The organism is Mycobacterium sp. 1245499.0 (assembly GCF_001673615.1).
In the GTDB taxonomy this organism is placed as follows: Bacteria; Actinomycetota; Actinomycetes; order Mycobacteriales; family Mycobacteriaceae; genus Mycobacterium; species Mycobacterium europaeum_A.
In genome coordinates this window covers 1-19371 of record NZ_LZMG01000295.1, presented here as the reverse complement: position 1 = coordinate 19371, position 19371 = coordinate 1, and the positions used below count along the sequence as shown (strand labels likewise).

14 protein-coding genes and 1 pseudogene are annotated in these 19371 nt (G+C 68.1%); 10 read left to right on the top strand and 5 right to left on the bottom strand.

Annotated features, from left to right (window positions below; genetic code table 11):
- The first annotated feature begins 75 nt into the window (after positions 1–75).
- Positions 76–405, top strand: coding sequence for a PE-PGRS family protein (locus A5646_RS17475; RefSeq protein ID WP_066860851.1), 330 nt, complete (start codon positions 76–78; stop codon positions 403–405).
- Positions 406–417: 12 nt separating this feature from the next.
- Here A5646_RS17475 and A5646_RS17470 read toward each other — a convergent pair whose 3' ends face one another.
- Together A5646_RS17470 and A5646_RS17465 are read right to left on the bottom strand one after the other, a co-directional pair.
- A complete protein-coding gene (locus A5646_RS17470) occupies positions 418–3663 on the bottom strand; it encodes a carboxyl transferase domain-containing protein (RefSeq protein ID WP_067023022.1) in 3246 nt (1081 codons plus the stop codon).
- A complete protein-coding gene (locus A5646_RS17465) occupies positions 3660–5192 on the bottom strand; it encodes a class I adenylate-forming enzyme family protein (protein ID WP_197505227.1) in 1533 nt (510 codons plus the stop codon). The genes A5646_RS17470 and A5646_RS17465 overlap by 4 nt, the downstream gene beginning before the upstream one ends.
- A 39-nt stretch (positions 5193–5231) precedes the next feature.
- Here A5646_RS17465 and A5646_RS17460 point away from each other — a divergent pair, with 39 nt between their 5' ends.
- From A5646_RS17460 to A5646_RS17420, 8 genes are all read left to right on the top strand, one after another.
- On the top strand, positions 5232–6065 hold the full coding sequence (locus A5646_RS17460; RefSeq protein WP_197498020.1) for a thioesterase family protein: 834 nt from the start codon (positions 5232–5234) through the stop codon (positions 6063–6065).
- 253 nt (positions 6066–6318) lie between these two features.
- Entirely contained in the window at positions 6319–10632 is a 4314-nt protein-coding gene (locus tag A5646_RS17455; RefSeq protein WP_197505226.1) for an AAA family ATPase, read from the top strand.
- A 100-nt stretch (positions 10633–10732) separates the two neighbouring features.
- Entirely contained in the window at positions 10733–11533 is an 801-nt protein-coding gene (locus A5646_RS17450; RefSeq protein ID WP_066879682.1) for a hypothetical protein, read from the top strand.
- Positions 11499–12707 (top strand): polyprenyl synthetase family protein, encoded by a 1209-nt coding sequence (locus A5646_RS17445; protein ID WP_082972233.1) that lies wholly within the window; start codon positions 11499–11501, stop codon positions 12705–12707. The genes A5646_RS17450 and A5646_RS17445 overlap by 35 nt, the downstream gene beginning before the upstream one ends.
- Complete coding sequence (locus A5646_RS17440) at positions 12704–13162, top strand: hypothetical protein (RefSeq protein ID WP_066860866.1); 459 nt, start codon at positions 12704–12706, stop codon at positions 13160–13162. Before A5646_RS17445 ends, A5646_RS17440 begins: the two co-directional genes overlap by 4 nt.
- 271 nt (positions 13163–13433) lie before the next feature.
- Positions 13434–14456, top strand: a complete 1023-nt coding sequence (locus A5646_RS17430) for a hypothetical protein (protein WP_066860872.1) — start codon at positions 13434–13436, stop codon at positions 14454–14456.
- Positions 14449–14853 carry an SCP-2 sterol transfer family protein gene (locus tag A5646_RS17425; protein WP_066879688.1) on the top strand — a complete coding sequence of 135 codons (405 nt, stop codon included), beginning with the start codon at positions 14449–14451 and terminating at the stop codon, positions 14851–14853. The genes A5646_RS17430 and A5646_RS17425 overlap by 8 nt, the downstream gene beginning before the upstream one ends.
- Positions 14850–17972, top strand: coding sequence for an NAD(P)-binding protein (locus A5646_RS17420; protein WP_067023013.1), 3123 nt, complete (start codon positions 14850–14852; stop codon positions 17970–17972). The genes A5646_RS17425 and A5646_RS17420 overlap by 4 nt, the downstream gene beginning before the upstream one ends.
- Before the next feature lie 17 nt (positions 17973–17989).
- On the opposite strand, the gene A5646_RS17415 is transcribed toward A5646_RS17420, so the two are convergent.
- The 3 genes and pseudogenes from A5646_RS17415 to A5646_RS17405 all read right to left on the bottom strand — a co-directional run.
- Complete coding sequence (locus A5646_RS17415; RefSeq protein WP_066860964.1) at positions 17990–18391, bottom strand: flavodoxin family protein; 402 nt, start codon at positions 18389–18391, stop codon at positions 17990–17992.
- 62 nt (positions 18392–18453) lie between these two features.
- Complete coding sequence (locus tag A5646_RS17410) at positions 18454–18909, bottom strand: hypothetical protein (protein WP_066860881.1); 456 nt, start codon at positions 18907–18909, stop codon at positions 18454–18456.
- A gap of 24 nt (positions 18910–18933) precedes the next feature.
- Positions 18934–19218 (bottom strand): annotated as a pseudogene (locus A5646_RS17405) (dihydrodipicolinate reductase C-terminal domain-containing protein); the annotation flags it as partial.
- Between A5646_RS17405 and A5646_RS28250 the strand changes: the two are divergent.
- On the top strand, positions 19133–19371 hold a 239-nt coding region (locus tag A5646_RS28250), incomplete at its 3' end, for a dihydrodipicolinate reductase C-terminal domain-containing protein (protein WP_369806956.1). The pseudogene A5646_RS17405 and the gene A5646_RS28250 sit on opposite strands and share 86 nt — an antisense overlap.

Here is a 19371-nt window from a genome sequence, read left to right as displayed (position 1 = left end):
GTCGAATTTTATTCGCGATGTTTTGGACACGTGTTGAGGTGGTATGCCAGCCGCATGTTATCGAAATTGACACTCATGAAACCGCTGGTTGTTGCCGGGGCTGTTGCTGCGGCTATCGCCGCCGCCCCCGTGGCCGCGGCTGACGTGTACGTCACCGGATTAGCCGCCAACTCCCCCGCCCCGACCCACGTCACCTTCAAGGACGACCCGGGTGGCGGCGGCTGCGACGCCAACGGAAACTGCGGCTCGGGCGGCCAGTTCAACGGTCCGGGCGGCGGACCTGGTGGCCAGGGCTGCGTCCCGGGCGTCGGCTGCGGCTCCGGCGGGCAGAACGCGGGACCCGGTGGCATTCCGGGCGGGCAGGGATGTCTGCCCGGCGTCGGCTGCGGCTCCGGCCACGCCTGATCGCTCTACCCCTCAGCCTCCCGAGAGCCTGGTGATCCAGGCCCGGGAGGCTGCCGGGTCTATGACGTCGTCCAACTCGAACGTGGTGGCCGCCCGCAGCGCCTTGCCGTGCTCGTAGGCCGCGGCCACCAGGCGGTCGAACAGGACTTGGCGCTCGGCCGGATCGTCGACCGCCGCCAACTCCTTGCTGAATCCCAGGCGGACGGCGCCTTCCAGACCCATGCCGCCGATCTCGCCGGTCGGCCAGGCGATGGTGAACTGCGGCGCCCGGAATGAACCCCCGGCCATCGCCATCGCGCCGAGTCCATAAGCCTTGCGCAGGATGATCATTCCCAGCGGTACCGTCAGCCGCGCACCCAGGACGAACATCCGGCCGAAGCGGCGGACGGCCGCGTCCTTCTCCGCGTCGGGCCCCACCATGAAGCCCGGTGTGTCGCACAGCGAGATCACCGGCAACCCGAACGATTCGCACAAGGCCAGGAAGTCGCCGGCCTTGTCGGCCGCCTCGGCGTCTATCGCGCCGCCCAGGTGGTGGGTGCTGTTGGCGATCAGCCCGTACGGCACCCCCTCCACGCGAACCAGGGCGGTGACAATCCCCACGCCGTAGTCTGCCCGCAGCTCGAGCACCGAGCCAATGTCGACGATCGACTCGATCGCCCGGTGCACGTCGTATGCGCGTAACCGGTTCTGCGGCACCACATGCCGGGCCAGCCGTGGATCCGGCGCCGACCAGTCACTCAGCGGGCCCTGGAAGTACGAGAGATATTGCTTGGCCAGCGCGACCGCATGGGCCTCGTCGCGGGCCACCAGGCTGACCACGCCGTTGCGGCGCTGCACGCCGATCGGCCCGATCGCCTCCGGCGGATACACGCCCAGCCCGCCGCCCTCAATCATCGCCGGACCGCCCATCCCGATGTTGGCGTCCGGCGTCGCGATGATCACGTCGCACACCCCCGCCAGCGCCGCGTTGCCGGCGAAGCAACGGCCCGAGACGATCGACACCAGCGGCACCTCGCCGCTCAACGCCGCGAGCATCCGGAAGGTCGGCACGTCCAGGCCGGCGGCGCCGCCGACGTCGGTGTCGCCCGGCCGGCCGCCGCCGCCCTCGGCGAATAGCACGACGGGCAAGCGCTTTCGCGCGGCGAGATCGAACACGCGGTCGGTTTTGGCGTGGTTGCGCATGCCCTGCGTGCCGGCCAGCACCGTGTAGTCGTAGGACACCACGACGGCCTGCGCCGCGTCCCGCCCGAACCGGTCCGCGCCGATGGTGGCCAGCCCGGCGACCAGGCCGTCGGCCGGGGTGTTGACGATCAAGTCGGATTCCGAGCGCCGGCTGCGCTGAGCCGCGATCGCCAGCGCACCGTATTCGACGAAGCTGTCGGGATCGACCAGATCGGCGATGTTCTCCCGGGCGGTGCGGCGTCCCCGCTGGTGCCGTTTGGCGACGGCGGCCTCGCGGCCCTCGTCGAGGGTCAAGGCATGCCGGCGCACGACCTCGTCGAGATCGGCTCGCGGGCGATCGAGATCCGTTGTTGCCGAGACGGATTCGCCGTCACCGGCGGCCGCGGTGCGGGTGAAGACCAACAGCGGATCTCCGGTCCCGACCACCTGACCGGGTGTCACCAGGATCCGGACGGTCCGCAGCGCGTCCGGCGCGACGAGCACGTGCTGCATCTTCATCGCTTCCAGGACAACCAGCTGGCTGCCCGCCGCGTATTCGGCGTCCTCGGACGCTACCTCGATGACGGTGCCGGCCAACTGGGCGCGCAGCGCATCCTCGCCGGGATACAGTTCGATCGTCGCCGCCCGGGGTTCTTGCTGGTGTGACAGCGCGGCCTGGGCCAGCTCGGGAAGCTTCTCATCGAGGAAACCGGTGCTCACCCAACCGGATTCGATCCGGTCGTCGGTCACCAGCTCGCGCAGGAAGGCGACATTCGTGTGAACGCCCTCGATGCCAAATTCGGCCAGGGCGGTGCGGGCCTTGCGCACCGCGGCCCGCCATGATGACCCGTGCCCGGCGGATGACGCGTGCACAAAGACGATGAGTTTGGCCAACAGCGAGTCGTACTGCGGGCTTATCGCCAATCCCGCCCGGCCATAGGTGTCGACGCGCACGCCGGGACCACTGGGCGGGGAGAACACGGTGAGGGTGCCCGCCGAGGGCGCGACGGAGAAGTCGGGCCCGAACGTCTCCATGTTCACCCTGAGCTGGATGGCGATGCCGCGGCGGGCGGCCGGCTCGCCGATGACTTCCAGTCCGTCGGAGGCGATTCCGGAGGGCAACCCCAGCTGGTAGAACGACGCACCCCGGGCGATGGCGAGTTGCAGGGCGACCAGGTCGAGCCCGGTGGTTTCCTCGGTGACGGTGTGCTCGACCTGGATTCGCGGGTTGACCTCCAGAAAGACGAATTCGTCGCCGGTGACCAGAAATTCGACGGTGGCCAGCCCGCGCAGCCCCACGCGGGCGCATAACCGCACCGCCGCCCGGTGCAGGGCGCGGCGCAGGTCATCCGAAAGGCCTTGGGCGGGGGCGATTTCCACCAGCTTCTGGTAGCGCCGCTGGATGCTGCAGTCGCGGTCGCCGACCGCGTGTGCGTGCGTCTGGTGTCCGGCCGGTGCGGCGACCACCTGCACCTCGATGTGGCGGGCGTCGGCGAGCAGCGCCTCGGCGAACAGCGCGGAATCACCGAATCCCAGTTGGGCTTCGGCGGCGCAGCGCTGGTAAGCATCGTCGATCTGATCGGCGCTGTGCACCTTGCGCATTCCACGGCCCCCGCCGCCGGCGAGGGCCTTGATCATGATGCCGCCGCCGTGGGCGGCGAAGAACGCCTTGATGTCCTCGACGCCGCTCGGGCCGTCGGTCGCGGGCAGCACCGGCACCCCGGCGGCGATCGCCGCGCCGCGGGCGGCGGTCTTGTTGCCGAGCAGTTCGAGCACCCGGGCATCGGGACCGACAAACGTGTAGCCACCGGCCGCGCAGGCGTTGGCGAATTCAGCGTTCTCGCTGAGGAATCCGTAGCCGGGGTGAATCAGTTCCGCGCCGGCGCTCTTCGCCGCCGCCAGCATGGCGGGCTGGTCCAGGTAGGCCCGCGGGCCGGTGCCTGGCAGGCCGATCGCCTCGTCGGCGGCGTGCACGTGCGGGCTCTCGGCGTCGTCTTCGGCATACACCGCGATGGTGCGCATGCCCAATTCGGTTGCGGTGCGGATGATTCGCAGTGCGATCTCGCCGCGGTTGGCGACCAGCAAGCTCGCGTTCATCGCAGCGGCTCGCCCCACTGGACCTGTTCGCGGAGCCTGGCCTTGAGCAGCTTGCCGCCGGCGTTGCGGGGCAGCGCGGTGTCCACCACCGTGACGTATTGCGGCACTTTGTAGTCGGCCAGCTGGCCGCGGCAGTGGTCGAGCACCGCCGGCACGTCGATCTCGTCGCCGCCGCCGAACAGCACCGCTCCCACCTTCTCCCCCATGACCTCGTCGGCAACCCCGAGCACGCAGGCGTCCGCGACATGGGGCGCGGCCAGCAGCACGGCCTCCACCTCGACGCTGGAGACGTTCTCGCCGCCGCGGTTGATGATGTCCTTGAGCCGGTCGACGATGTGCACCCGGCCCGCCTCGTCGACGCGGACCACGTCGCCGGTGTGCAGCCAACCGTCCGCGAAGGTGGTGGCGGTGGCCTCGGACCGGTTCCAGTAGCCGTTGGTCACGTTGGCGCCGCGCGCCACCAGCTCGCCCACGGCGGGGTCGTCGCCGAACGGGATCACCCCGAGGTCCACCGACGGCACCGCGTACCCGACGGAGTCGGCGTGCTCGACGGCCTCGGCATCGGGCAGCACGGTCATCAGCGACGCCGTCTCCGTCATGCCGTAGCCGTTGAACACCGTGGCGTGGCCGAACGCGTTCTTCACCGACCGCACCAGCGACGGGGCGATCGGCGCGCCACCGTAGCCCACCCACCGCACGCCCGACGTATCCAGCGCGGAAAAATCCTTGTGGCGCAACAACAGCGAGTAGATCGCCGGGACGGTGACCATGACCGAGATGCGCTCGGCGGTCAGCGTGGCGAGCAGCGTGTCCAGGTTGAGCGCGGGCATGATCACCGACGCTCCGCCGAGCCGGGCCGCGGCCAGAAGCTGGGTGTTGCAACCGGTCACGTGAAACAGCGGCACCGAGATCAGCGTGCGCATCGCGTCGCCGAGGTTCCGCGGCTGTTGCAGACAGCGGATCCCGTTCTCGGTGTTGGTCAAGAACGCCTCGTGCGTGGTCGGCACCCCCTTGGGATGGCCGGTGGTCCCCGAGGTGTAGAACAGCGCGGCGGTGTCGGCGCGGCCCAGTCGCTCGGTGACGTACGGCCGACCGTCGGGCAGCGGCGCGTCGGGCGCCAGATCCACCCGCGCCCCGGAGTCGGACAAAACGAACTCGACCTCCGGGCGCGCCGAGCGCGTATTGACCGCCACCGCAACGCCACCGGCCATCGCGGTGCCCCAGAACGCCAGCGCCCAGTCGATGCCGGCGGGGTAACGCAGCGCGACGCGGTCGCCGGGCTGCAGACCGCCGGCGCGCAGCCCGCCGGCGACGCGCGCCGCGCGGTCCCACAGCTGCCGGTACGTCAGGCGGTCGCCGCCCAGCTCGACCAGGGCTTCGGCATCCGGGCTGGCGTCGACGTGCTCGGCGAGCATGTCGAGCAGGGTGGCCGGGAGCCCCTCGTAGCGCGGTATGCCGTCGGGGCCGCGGGACACCCCGGCCATCGGGAACGGGTTGGGGCCACGTGGAATTTCAATCACTGGAGGCATGCCCGGTCCTTACTATCCTGCTGCCCTATCGTGATAGCGGTGACGATCCAGGATTCCGCCATCATGCCCGAGGCGTTCTTCACTGTAGACGGCGACTCCTATGTTCCGGGGCCGATGACCCAGGGCCCGTGGGGTGCGGCGATGGGCGGCCAGATCGTCGGCGGGCTGTTGGGTTGGGGCATAGAGCAATCCGGCATCGACCCCGACTTCCAGCCCGCCCGGCTGACCGTCGACCTGATACGGCCGGCGCTGCTGCTGCCGGTACAGATCCGGACCTCGGTCCAGCGGGAAGGCCGGCGAATCAGGCTGGTCGACGCCGCCCTCATGCAGCGCGACGCGACCGTCGCGCGCGCCAGCGCGTTGTTCCTGCGCCGCGGTGAGCATCCCGAAGGCCAGGTGTGGTCGTTTCCGGTCGAGATGCCGCCGCTGCCCAGGGCCCACGACGGCTTTCCGACCGACATGCCGTTCCACATCTGGGGATACGGGGCGACGTTGGAGGGCAGCCCCGGTATCGCCGCCGGCGAGTGGGAGCAGTCCCATGCCCAGAAGTTCGCGTGGGCGCGGGTGTTTCGGCCAATGGTGCATGGCCACGCCCTGACGCCGTTCACCCGCCTGGCGTTCGTCGGTGACATCACCAGCTCGCTCACGCATTGGGGCACAGGCGGATTGCGTTACATCAACGCCGACTACACCGTCACCGCCAGCCGGCTGCCCGACGGTGAATTCGTCGGGCTGGCCGCACAGAGCCACTACGGTACGGCCGGGGTCGCCACCGGCACCGCAACGCTGTTCGACCAACACGGCCCGATCGGCACCAGCTCCGCCCTGGCGGTGGCCCAGCCCGCCGGCGCGTTCAAGCCGACCCACGCCTAGTCGATCATCGTTGCTGTGTGCGCCACTCCATTTGCTGGGAGGCGACTCTGCAAACCTCGGACAGCGCCCGGTATTGGGCTATGCTGCTCTGCACGACCCGCCAAATGGATGCTGCACAGTCCCGCAGCGGGACCGTCACTCCGGTGGGTGGACATTTCCCTTGGAGGGGAACCGCCATGCGCATGGGCTCGGACTCGCGATCCCCTTGCGGCGCCATCCGGCGCACGGCGCTCAGCACGGAGCGCCCCGGGCCGTGACGACGCCGGTACTGGATCTCGACGGCCGGGTGGCCGGCCGACGGCAGGAGCTCGGCGAACTCCGGAACGCGGTGGCGACGGCCGAACGGGTCAGCGGAGGGTGCGTCCTGCTCAGCGGGGTCCCCGGGGTGGGCAAGTCGACGCTCATCCAGGCGTTCGGCGTCGAGATCTCCCGCCGCGACTGCGTATTCGCCTACGGAAGGTGCCGCGACGGCGGCCCGGCTCCGTATTCGGCGCTGGCCGACGCGCTGAGCTCGGTCGTGCGCACCATGGAGGCCACCGGCCCGGCCGAGCGTGACCGTTGGCGAGCCGACCTCGTCAGCGAGATGTCGGGGTTTGCGGGTGTCCTCTCGCCACTCGTGCCTGAATTGGCGCCGGTGCTGGGTGAGCCCTCGACCGACACCGATCTCGACGCGGCGGACGCTCGCCGCCGGTTGCACCGCGCAGCCATCCTGCTGGTCTCGACCACGGCGTCCTACCGGCCGGTGGTGCTGGCGATCGACGACCTGCAGTGGGCGGACCGCGACACGTTGCTGCTGTTGTCCGAACTGCTGACGGTGTCGCTGCGCAACGTCCTGGTGGTCGGCGGGCACCGCGCGGGCGAGTTCGACCCGGACGCCGGGGGCATCAAATCGGACAACCTCACCACCATCGAACTGCAACCGCTGGCCACCGAGGACGTCGAGGAGCTGCTGGCCGACGTGTGCGGCCGGAGCGTGGAGCTGGCCGATGTGGCCGCCGAGTTCCACCATCGGACCGGCGGCAATCCGCTGCAGGTCCGTCAGCTGCTCTACCGCGCGCAACGCGAGGGCGCGCTGACCCCGGTCGGCCCCGGCGGCAACCCGAGCTGGGACCTGCGCGTGCTTACCTCGATCGAGGTTTCCGCCACGGCCGCCGAGTTTCTCGGCCGCTACCTCGACCAACTTCGCCCGATCGACCGCGAGGTGTTGGGTTCGCTGTCGTGCTTCGGCGGCGAGTTCGACCTGGACGACGCCACCGCGGCGGCCGCGCAGCCGCCCGAGGTGGTGGCCCAGGCGCTGTGGTCGTGCCTCGAACTCCGTCTGCTGGAGGCCGTGGACAGCGGCGGCCGGCGGATCGCCAACGCGATCAGCCGCGACGCCCGGTACCGCTTCAGCCATGACCGGGTGACCGAGGCGGCGCGGGTGGCCCTGTCCGACGACGAGATCCGCGCGACACACCTGCGGATCGGTCGGTGGCTGGTCGAGCGGGAGGACGACCGGTTGTTCGAGGCCGCGCGCCATCTCGGCATCGGCGGGCGTGGGCTCGCCGACGACGCCGAGCGCGTTTGTTTCGTCGAGGTGTTGCGGCGGGCGGCACAGAAGGCGAGGGCCCAGGCTTCATTCCCGTTGGCGCTCAACTACTGCCGGGACGCACTGACGCTGCTCGGCGGGCAGCGTTGGACCGCACACTTCGATCTGACCCGGCAGCTGCAGCTCGACGCCGCCGACGCCGCGTTGCTGGTGGGTGACGTGCCCGCGCTGAATGCGCTACTCGACGAGGCCGAGGAGATCCTGCGCGACCCGCCGGACCGCGCGCGCATCGCTTACCTGCGGCTCAAAGGGCGCGTCGCGCAGAACCGTCTGCAGGAGGCGCTCGAGATCGGGCTGCAAGCGCTCGCCGAGTTCGGCGAACGGGTGCCGACCGACGCGGGCACGCCGCGCATGGCCAACGCGGTCGTCCGGATGAGGTTGACAATGCGCGGGTGGAGCAATGAACGGCTGCTTCAGCTGCCGCACTGCGATGACCAACGGGTCATCGCACTGCACCGGATTCTTGCCGAGCTATGCAACATGGCGGTCCGGGTCCGGCCCAACCTTCTGCCCTTGCTCGTGCGAAAGCAGCTCGATCTCACGCTGGCCCACGGCCACACGCCGTCTTCGCCGCTGGTCATTGCCGGTTACGGGATCGTCCGGGTGCTGCTCGGTGACCACGCGGGCGGCCAGCGCTTCGGCGAGGTAGCCATGCTGCTCGCCCAGCGGCCGGAATTCCGCGAGGCCCGGCCGCAGACGGTGTTCATGCACCTGGACTACATCCACCATTGGCGCCACCCCCTCCGCGAGGGCTTAGCCGCGCTTCGCGACGCCGTCGAGGAGGCGCTCGACCAAGGCGACCAGGAAAACGCCGGGCTTCTGGTCGCGGTCCTGCTCTCCCAGTCATTCTGGGCCGGTCGTCCCCTCCCTGAGATCGACGCCCTCGCCAGCTCCCTGATCCCACACATCCGTTCCCAGCCGGTTGCCGGCGCGCTTTGCCAGGCCGTGCAGCAGCTTTGCCTCAATCTGATGGGCCGCGGCGCCGATCCCTTCCTCCTCGCCGGCGAGAGCGGCTACGACGAGCGGGAAGTGCTGCCGGCGGCCCGCAGCGAGGGCGACGAGGTAGCCCTGGGTGCGGCCGCGACCATGAAGCAGGGCCTGCACTTCTGGTGTGGCGACTATGAGGGCACAGTCGCCGCGACGCCGGAGGCAATCGAGCACATCGGTGGGATGGCCGGCACTGCGATCTCAGAACTCATCTACCTGGTGGGCGCGCTAAGCATGATTCGACAGGCGCCGCGGGACCGCTCGACGGCCCACTTCGTGCGCCAGACTCTGGCATCGCACCGCAAGTGGGCGGCGAGCGCGCCGGAGAACTACGCGGCGTCGCACGCGCTGCTCCAGGGAGCCTGGGCCCGGGCGCGCGGGCAACACGCCAAGGCGGAGCGCTACTTGCATCAGGCGATTGAACTCGCCGAGGAAAGCCAGCTGCCGATGATCAGCGCTTACGCCCACGAGGAGGCCGCGGCGCTGTATGGCGACACGGGGCGGGCGCGGCTTCGGGACCACATGCTGGGATCGGCGTACCAGCGCTGGCTGACTTTGGGTTTCGCGGTGCGCACCGACTGGCTGGCGCGCGAGCACCCCTGGCTGCTCAGGCGCGACCTCGTCCAGAAAGGCTCGGCGGGGATCGACCCTGTCGGCGCGCATCAGCTACTGCGCGCGCTGTCGGGAGCGCGAACTTCGGATGCCTTGGCCAACATCATTTTGGGCTCGGTCGCCGACACGACTGGTGCGGGCCGCGTCCTGCTCCTCACCGGCGACGCGGAGAACTTGGCCGTCCGGGCCATCCACGATCACGGCGAGATTTCGATCGTGGACGGGCCATGGACCGAGGTGTCTTATGACAGGAACATCGTGCGCCGCGTGCTGGACGGCGGCTCTCCGGCCATCGTCGCGGCCGACCGTCAGGCACGGACCCCGCCCGTCCTCATCGTTCCGATCACCTTGCACGACACAACAATCGGCGTGATTTACGCCGAGCGGGACGCACCGGACGGCAACTTTGTCGCCGAGCACCAGGAGGCGGTCGCCTTCTTGTGCGCCCAGGCCGCCGCGCCGCTGTGGAACTTCCAGCTCGAGGCCCGACTGCGGGCCGCCGACGAGTACCGACAGTCCCTCATGGACGCACAGTCGAGATTCGTGCCCAACGAGCTGCTGCGCATCCTCGACATCGACGACCTTCGCCGCGTCCGCAACGGCTACCGGGTCGAGCGCGAGATGACGGTGCTCATCAGCGACATCCGGGGCTACACCACCATGATCGAGGACATGAACGTCGGTGAGGCGAGCAACCTGGCGATGGGTTTTCTGCGTGCCGTCGAGCTCCCGATCATCGGCTATAACGGCATGATTCAAGACGTCCGCGGGGACGAGATCGTCGCTGTCTTCGAATCCGAGCCCGACGCCGTTCGGGCAGGACTGGCGATGCTGCGCTCCTTGCGCGCGCACAACGAAGAGCGAAAAGCGGCCGGATCCGAAGAACTACGGGCCGGAATCGGCATCAACACCGGGATGGTCGGAGTCGGGCTGGTCGGCGGGGTGAACCGCATGGTGCTCACCATCATCGGCGACGCGGTGAACCTGGCCGCGCGCATCGAGAGCACCAACAAGCGCTACGGCTCCGCCTTGCTCATCTCCGATCACACGTACCAGCGCCTCGGGGCGTCCGAGCGGTTCAACGTCCGCCGCATGGAGCGCGTCATGGTGGTCAACCGACGTCGACCGGTGACGATTTACGAAGTGTACGACGAGGATTCGGCTCCACTTCGCGCCGCGAAACGCGCGGCGCAGCCCGCGTTCGACGAGGCCTTCGCACTGTTCGACGCGGGCGACGTCGACGGGGCGCGCGCCGCCTTCGAACGATGCCGCGCGCTGCTGCCCGACGACCCCGTCGCTCCGCTGCATCTGGCGCACTGCGACGCGATGGCGCGCGGTGAAATGACCCCTGGTCAAGAGGTCGCACTCCTGAACAAGTAGCGCAGTACCCCACTTTCGATACTTTGCTGAAGCGATTGCGTGATGTGTGGTATTTGTCACATGATTTGTACCGACAGCCGGGGGCGGTCAAGGAGCGGCCATGTACCTGAGTGCAGAGCGGTTGGCCCTTGCCAACCAAGCAGTCAAAGAGACGTTCGGGCAGTGCAGCGTTGCCTGGCAGGCCATCCCGCACTGGGACACCGGCGACCCTGGTCAGATGTTTGTCTCCGATGGCATCGTCAAAACTCCAAATGTTGTGCCATTGACGCCGAAGAGCTCAAAGATCGACGTATCGCTCGCGCAGGCGATCGCGCCGACCCCCGACGCGCTGCTCACCGCGGCCACCGCGGCGGCCGTCGACCTGGCCAAGCAGGTTGACCAAGACGTCATCCCAGCGATCTACGGGAAGGTCCCCGCACCGAATCTGACGACCATCGCGGCAGCAAACATCAACCCAAAGGACCTGCAAACCCCGCTTCTGACCTCCCGGGTGCACGTCGAAGATGCCGGGTATCGGGCGCCCTCCTGCCTCGTTACCAATACGCTCGGGCTCACCAAGCTCAACGAATTCGTCAGCGGGTACGTCAACATCCTTCAGCAGCTGATGATGGTGGCGAATGTCAACGCGTTACACCGAATCGACAACGTCCAAACCGCACCCCCTTCAGCCCCCGATACGGGGGAGCGGCTGCTCGTCATCGGCCGTCGGCGGCGGATCCCCCAGGGCGCGGCGCCGGAGGCCTCGCCCGGTGAGGAGCCCGTGGACCTCGCGGTCAGCGTGTTGCCCAGCCTTGCGGTCGCCGGCGAAAACAGCTCGGGTGGAATCGAGCTCTACGCGCGGATCAGTTATGCAACAAGGGTCACGGATGCTACCGGCCTCGCCGCTGTCGCACACGGCTAACCGACTTGACGGCAGCATCAACCCGACCGCAGGCAACCCACTCGACGACTACCTTGAGCTGTGCAAGCAGGCCTGCGACAGCGAGATCGAGCGGCTCTACGGTCCGGGTGAACGCGGGTCGAACGGCCTCTACGACCTGATCCTCGATTATCCGCTGCGCGGCGGCAAGGCGCTGCGACCGGCGCTGAGCATCGCGATGTGCCTTGGGCTCGGCGGCCACCTCGAGGCCATATTGCCCACCGCCGCGACCCTCGAGCTGTACCACAACGCGTTTCTCATCCACGACGACATCGAGGACGAATCCTGGTGGCGGCGAGGCAAGCCCACGCTGCACATCGACCATGGCGTGCCGATCGCCGTCAACGTCGGCGACGCCATGCTCTCGCTGTCGCTACAACCGCTACTGGACAACGTCGAGCGGGTAGGGCTCGGACCCGCCCTGCGCATCCTGCGGGCCGTCGCCAAGATGACCCGGCTGACCGTCGACGGGCAGGCGCTGGAGCTCGAGTGGGTCCGGTCCAACACGTGGCGGCTCCAGGATGCCGACTACCTCAAGATGGTGGAACTCAAGACGAGCTGGTACTCCTTCATCACGCCGCTACACGCCGGCGCGATCGCCGCTGGCGCCGGAGCAGAGCGGTTGCCTCCGTTGGAATCCCTCGGCCGCCACCTGGGAGCGGCCTTCCAGATCACCGACGACCTGCTGAACTTGCGGGCGGACCCGCAGGAGTACGGGAAGGAGATCGGCGGCGACCTCTGGGAGGGCAAGCGGACCCTGATGCTGCTGCACACCTTGCGAAGTGCCGAACCGCAGGACCAGGTTCGGGCGGTGGCGATTCTGGCCAAGCGCCGACCGAGCGCCGACGGCGAGTTGGGGCTGACCAACCTGCTCGATCGCCTCACCGCCCGCGGTGAACTGTCCCAGTCGGGTCGGGCGGAGATCGAGGCCCGGCTGCAGGGGCATCATCCGTCGGAGCCCAAGGCCCTCAAGGACATTCAATGGCTCTATGAATTGATGCACCGCGTGGGCTCGCTCGAGCATGCCCGCGACGTCGCCGCCGGGCATGCCCAGAAGGCTGCCGTGGCGCTCGCGAAGCTCGACTGGTTGCCGCACAGTCGTCATCGAGACATGCTGGCCGACCTGGTGGACTACGTACACGGGCGGACCCGATGAACCCCGAAGCCACGCTCGGCATGCTGGCGGAACTCGAGCGGATCCGCGAGCTCACTCTTGACCTCATCGAACAACAAGCCCCGCAGTTGCAGCCGCCCCCGCCGGACGAAGCCGCCGAGATGCAGCGCAGGGTGTTCGACCTACTCCTGGGGGCGCGCCGAGCGGTCCTCGGCAATCCCGCGGCCGCCCGACGGCTGCACGACCTCCTCGTCGCCGAGGGCCGCCGTTACGCAAGCACACCCCGCGGGGCACGGCTACGCGACGCGTTGGCCGCCTCGGAAGCGGTGGAGAACCTACGGCGCGTCTGGGAGATGGTGAGCCTCAACGTTCTCGGCGGTCCCGCCGCGCCCGATGCCGTTCCCGACGCCTGGGTGGATCTGATGGCAGACGCCGTCGTCGGGCGTGGCCTCGACGATTCGATTCTGAATCGCCTGCGGCCCGAGGGGTTTGCATGACGCTCACCGATCCTCGCGAAGCTCTCGCAGACCAAAGCGATTTCATCGGCTATCTGGTCGGCCTTGCCGGCGTCGCCCGGGTGGTGCACAGCCTGGCCACAGACGGCGAAGGCCGAGCCGGGCACCCCCGCGCCCCAGACGACTTCGTGCACCTTCTGCTCGGGTTTGCGAGCCTCGGAGCGACGATCGAGGGATTCGCCAATTCGGCTGTCGCACAGCCGAATCCGAGTGCCACGCCACCACCCCCGGACCCGAGTACGCGGTGGCTCCGATGAGCGCGCTCCTGGCCCGCAGCGACTTCCTCCGCGCCCCGGTGCTGGCCACCGCCCGGCCCGCGGGTTTCAAGGAGTGGCAGCACTTCGTGATTCACGGGCTGGACGTGCGGGTTTTGATCAACTTCAGCCTCAACAATGAACTGCTCGCCGGAGACGAAGTCCGGCTCGCACCACGCGTCATCATCATCGCTCACGACGAGACATGGACCGGCGCCATCGAGCGGTTCGACGGGCGCGCTCTGAACGTCTCGGCCGATCTGGGTGAACTGACCATCGGCGGTAACCGAATGACCATCGTGCCCGACGGCTATCGCGTGGCAATCGATTTGCCTGACAACGGTATTCGGGGCGAACTGCACTTCATCTCGGCGAGCCGGCCATTCGTGGTCCGCAACGAACCGGCGGGTGAAGGCCGCGTCAGCTGGCTCTTCGTACCGAGGCTGCGCGCCGACGGATGGCTGCGCATCGGCGGACGAGAACACCGTTTTGAGGACGACCTCGCCTATCACGACCACAACTGGGGTCGGTTCCGGTGGGGCGACGACTTTGGTTGGACGTGGGGCACCATTTTGCCGGCCAGACCCGGAGACCCGTGGTCGATGGTATCCGTGCATATCACCGACGGGAGGCGGCAGCGCTCTCTGTCCCGATCGCTCTACGTGTGGCACCACGACGAGCCCGCCGCGATATTTCGCCACGCGGCGGTGCAGGCGCGCACCCACGGCCTGCTCGACCGCGCGGCCGACTGCGTCTTGCCGCCCCCGATGCGGCTGCTACTGGACGGCGAGGTGCCGGGGGTGCCGGAACGGATCGAGATCACCGCCACGCGGGCTGGCGACAAGGTGCACGCCGAGTTCCGCTCGCGTTCTTATACCCGCCTGGCCCAACCGAGCGAGGTACACCTCGACCGATCGACTGTGCTCTGCGAAGCCGACGGCGCCGTTCGGGCGAGCGGCACAGTGAATGGCGAAGACTTCGACTTCGTCGGTACCGGAGTATTCGAGTTCCTCCATGGCTGAACGGGTTTCGTCGCTACTGCGGCGTTCAGTCGAGCACCTCGAGGACGAGGTGCCCGACAGTTACCGGGCGCTGGTCGCAGAGCTCGGCCCGATGGTGGTCGAGCTCGACGTCGACGGTGAGGTGTTTTCCCTGCGTGGTGGTGATCGACTTCAGGTGTTCGACGGTGCGGCGCAGACTCCATCCGTCCGGATCATCACCTCGCGCGCCGCCATCCTTGACGTGCTGGATGCCCGGGTGGCGCTCGGGGCGGCCGTGGAGGCGGGCGCGGTGAGCGTGTGGGGTTCGCTCGATGACGTCCAGCGGGCCCACGACTCGCTGCTGGCGTACGTCCATGCGGCGGTGCGGGCGCCCTCGCAGCCCGGCGTGCTGTCCGAACTCCGTTCGGGGGCAGCATGACTGAGAGCATCTGCACCCCGGGATCGGGCGAACCTCGTCCCACTGTGGCGGTCCTCGGGGCGGGCATCGCCGGGCTCACCGCGGCGCACGAGCTCGCCGAGCGCGGCTTCGTCGTCACGGTGTACGAGGGCCGACCCGACGAACGGAATGGACTGGGAGCCCAGCCGGCCGGAACATACCCGCCCGTCAAGATTGGCGGCCTCGCCGCGTCTCAGTACTCGACGGTGGGCCCGCAAGGCGGAAGCCAAGCCCAGCTGCGTCCCTTCCCAGGCCGGCGGGGCCAGCCGCGTCCTCCCGGCCGAGCGGTTGCGGGTGAACACGGCTTCCGCTTCTTCCCCGCGTACTACTTACACACCTGGGACATGTTCCAGCGCATTCCGGTCTACCAATACAGCGGTACGGCCGGCTGGACGCCGACTTCCCGCACCGTGTACGACAACGTCCGGCGGGTGATCACCCAGGGCATGACGGTTGGCGGCAAGCCCTCCCTCGTCTTTCCCCGTGAACTCCCCCGCAGTCCTGCCGAGTTTCTCGGCATCCTCAGCCAGATCGCCGGATTGGGCTTCACCGCCGAAGATCTCGCAATCTTCCAGAGCCGGATACTCCGCTATCTGGCCACCAGCCCCTTGCGACGCGCCATCGAATTGCAGAACCTCTCCGCCTACGACTTCTTCGTCGGGTACGACAGCTCGACCGGGACCAAGCAATTCTCCTATTCGCCGAGTTTCGACGCGCTCTTGCGCGAGATGCCAAGGGTCCTGGCCGCTTTCGACTCGCGTTGGGGGGACGCACGGACCAACATCACCACTTATCTTCAGCTGTACCTGAACATGGACCGCCACGACGATAAGGCCGACGGGGTACTCAACGGTCCCACCACCGAGGTGTGGTTCGACAACTGGTACCACCACCTCGTCGCGCTTGGCGTACGTTTCGTGCGCGGTGTGGCGAGTCGCCTCGATTCTTTCGCCTTCGACCCGAGCCAGCCGCCCCATCTCCGACCTCGCGTGCAGATCACGTTCGCCGACGGTACGCGGGTGACTCCGGACTACACCGTCGTCGCCGTCGATGCCCCCGCAGCCGAATCCATCACCGCGCCGCTGCGCGCGGCGGGCACAGGCGGCACCGTAGGTAGGCTCGACGGATTTACTACGTCTGCACCCCCACCCGACGGTCCGCTGCAACCCGCCTCGGCACGGGTCCCGCGGCGACGGAATCCCTACAACATGGACGAGCTCGGACGAGTGCCCTGGGATCGGTTCCAAACGCTGTGCGGCATCCAGTATTACTTCGACACGGAATTCCAGCTGCTCCGAGGACACATGCTCTACGCCGGCACGGAGTGGGCGCTCTCGTCGATCAATCAGCATGGATTCTGGGAGAAGGAACCGATTCTGGACCGCGACGGCCACGTTTCGGTGCTGTCCGTCGACGTCGGGGACTTCAATACCCTCTCCCGGCACCTGGGCAAGGCGGCCCGCGACTGCGCTCCTGATGAACTCGCCGCGGAAGTGTGGCGCCAGATCGTTGCCGCCCTCACGAGCAACAACGAATCCCTTGCGGCGGAGGCGATGCCGTGGCCCGCGTGGTACGCGCTGGATCGCGGCCTGAAAATGGCCGCCGGACCCGGTCAGGGCCAGGGTCGCGTGGTTCAAAACGAGACGCCGTACCTCGTTCCCATCATCGGCGACTGGGACAATCGGCCCGGCAGCGACCCGTGGAACCCGCACGGATCGTCTTGGAGTAGCGCACCGCCCGAGGACTGGTGGCTCGAAGACCTGGAGCTGCGGAACGTCTGGCAAGCCCGCCACGGCGGCTATCAGGTACACAACAATTCGGTGGTCTTCGGGGGCACTTGGAACAAGACCTTTACCCGGATGACCTCAATGGAGGCCGCGTGCGAGTCGGGACGTCACGCCGTCAACGCCATCCTCGACCACTACGTCTGGGTGGCATCGGGTGGTCGCGATCGCCGGGAGAAGACCACGCTCGCTTGGGAGTTTCCCTTCGGCTTCCTCGATCAAGGTCTGTCGAGCCCGATTCGATTCCCGACCCCAGCCGGTGACTATTGCTACGTGTTCGACTGCGAAAATCGTGAGCCGGCCGACACGCGCCTGCTACGCAACATCGATTCGAAGTTCTGCGAGCAGTCACTGCCGCATCCACTGGACATCCCGGCCGCGCTTTCGTTCGGTGCCCCTCCGTCCCCTATTCCCACCTTCACGGGAGGTCAGAAAATGTTCACGCCCACAGCCGATTCCAACCAGCAGTTGCTCAACTACCTCCAGGCTTGGCGACAGATTCTCGACCAGTGGACGGCCATGGCAGCCGCGTCACCATTTCCGAACGCCCCGAACGTGTTTCCCACCGCGCCGCCGGGAGGTCAGTTCGCGCCGCCGTTCACGCCCTTCATGCCGTTGATGCCGACCGCGCCGTTCATGCCGCCGGCGCCGTCCGCCGCTGCGACGTCACCAGCGCCACCCGCGCCGGCCGACTATGCCCAGCAACTGTTCAGCTATCTTCAGGCGTGGCGGCAATACCTCGAGCAGGCGGCGGGCACAATGGCACCGTCAACGCAGCCATCGAACACCGGGCAGCCGACCGGCGTTCCCAACGGCGGCGGCAACGCCGGCACCAAGCGCCCGCCGGATACGCCGATTCCGCCCATAAGCGATACCGGCAGCAAGAGCGGTCCACAGGACGGCGACGGCAACGGCTCGTCTTCAACCTGGCCTCCGCCGATGCAGAGATTAGCGCCCGACAGCTACACCCTGAGCCAAATCAGCGGCGTCGGATCCGAACTGGCGGGGACCCCCATCGGCGGTGGGACAGAAACGTCGCAGCTGATTCCGCCCGATGTAGATTGGGCTACCCAGTACGAACCAATTGAACTCCCCCGCGAGCTAATCCAGAGGTTGGACGCGACCGCCTCATCGGCACGGCCCAGAGCCTCGCAGGTCTTATCGGAAACCCCCGAGCCACAGGCCGGTTCGGCATTTCTCAGGACGATGCACAGCGTGGAGCCCTCCGCGTCGCCCCAGGTCGCCCCGAGGTCGCTGTTCTCCACTCAGGGCGCTTCGACAAGCTTCCGGGAACACGGTGAGACACCCTCGCCCTGACCGGTTTTAGACGGCACTCACTCCATCAACTGTGCGGCGACGGTCGCGCCGAGCTCCCAGCACGCCTGCAGCTCATCCTTGGTCGGCTTGCCCGAAACCACCACGGTCGCCGCGGCTTTGGACCAACCCAGCCCGGTGGTGATGGTGTCGACGGCACGCTCGGCGCCCTCGGTGCCCTCGTTGCCGTGCAGGTAGAGCCCGAACGGTCGCCCGCGCGTGGAGTCGAGCAATTGGTAATAGGCGCAGTCGAACGCGTGCTTGAGGGCGCCCGAGATGTATCCGAGGTTCGCGGGCGTGCCCAGCAGGTAACCGTCGGCGGCCAGCATCTCGGCCGGCGACACCGTCAGCGCCGGGCGCCGCAGCACGTCCACGCCCTCGATGTCGGGGTCGGTGGCCCCGGAAACCACCGCCTCGAACATCTCGTGGGTATACGGCGACGGCGTGTGGTGCACGATCAGCAGCGTCTTGCGCGGTGTTTCGTTCACTGGCGGCCCTGCAGCTCGACCGCGGTCCTCATCGCCTCGCGCGCGCGGCGGCGGTCGCCGGCGTAGTCGTACGCGCGGGCCAGCCGATACCAGCGCCGCCAGTCCTCGGGGTGGTCCTGCACTTCGGTGCGCACCGCGGCGAACAATTCGTCGGCCGCGTCGCGCTGGATGCGGCCCGACGGCCGGCGCGGCAGCGCGCTGGTGTCCAGTTCCATTCCGTCGGCGGCAATCAGCCGGGCCAGCTTCTGGTGCGCGAATCCGGCGCGCAGGGTGGCGATCATTGCCCAGAGCCCGATCACCGGCAGGATCAACACCGCCAGTCCGAGGCCGACGGCCGCGGCCCGCCCGGAGCCGATCATCGCGAAGGCGACGCGCCCCAACAGCACGAAGTACACCAACAGCGCGACGCACATGAAGGCGACGAGCAATTGGGTGCGCAGCGCTTTGGTCATGGCAGAGGTCATGGCAGATTCAGGTCATTGCAGATCGAGCAGGGCCTCGAGACCCACCGTGAGGCCCGGGTGTTCCTTGATCCGCCGCACGGCCAGCAGCACACCGGGCACGAACGAGGTCCGGTCAATGCTGTCGTGCCGGATGCTCAGCGTCTCCCCCTCGGTGCCGAGCAGGATCTCCTGATGGGCGACCAGCCCGGCCAGCCGCACCGAGTGCACCGGGATGCCGTCGACGTCCGCGCCACGCGCGCCCGGCAGGCTGGTGCTGGTGGCATCGGGGTTGGGCGGCAAGTCTTTTCGCGACTCGGCAGAGGTCATCGAGCTGCATCACCCGCACAAGGCCGACGCACCGTCGGGAACCGCGACGCGCACCGCGAAACTGATCGCCGAGTCGCGAAAAGACTTGCCGCCCAACCCCGATGCCACCAGCACCAGCCTGCCGGGCGCGCGTGGCGCGGACGT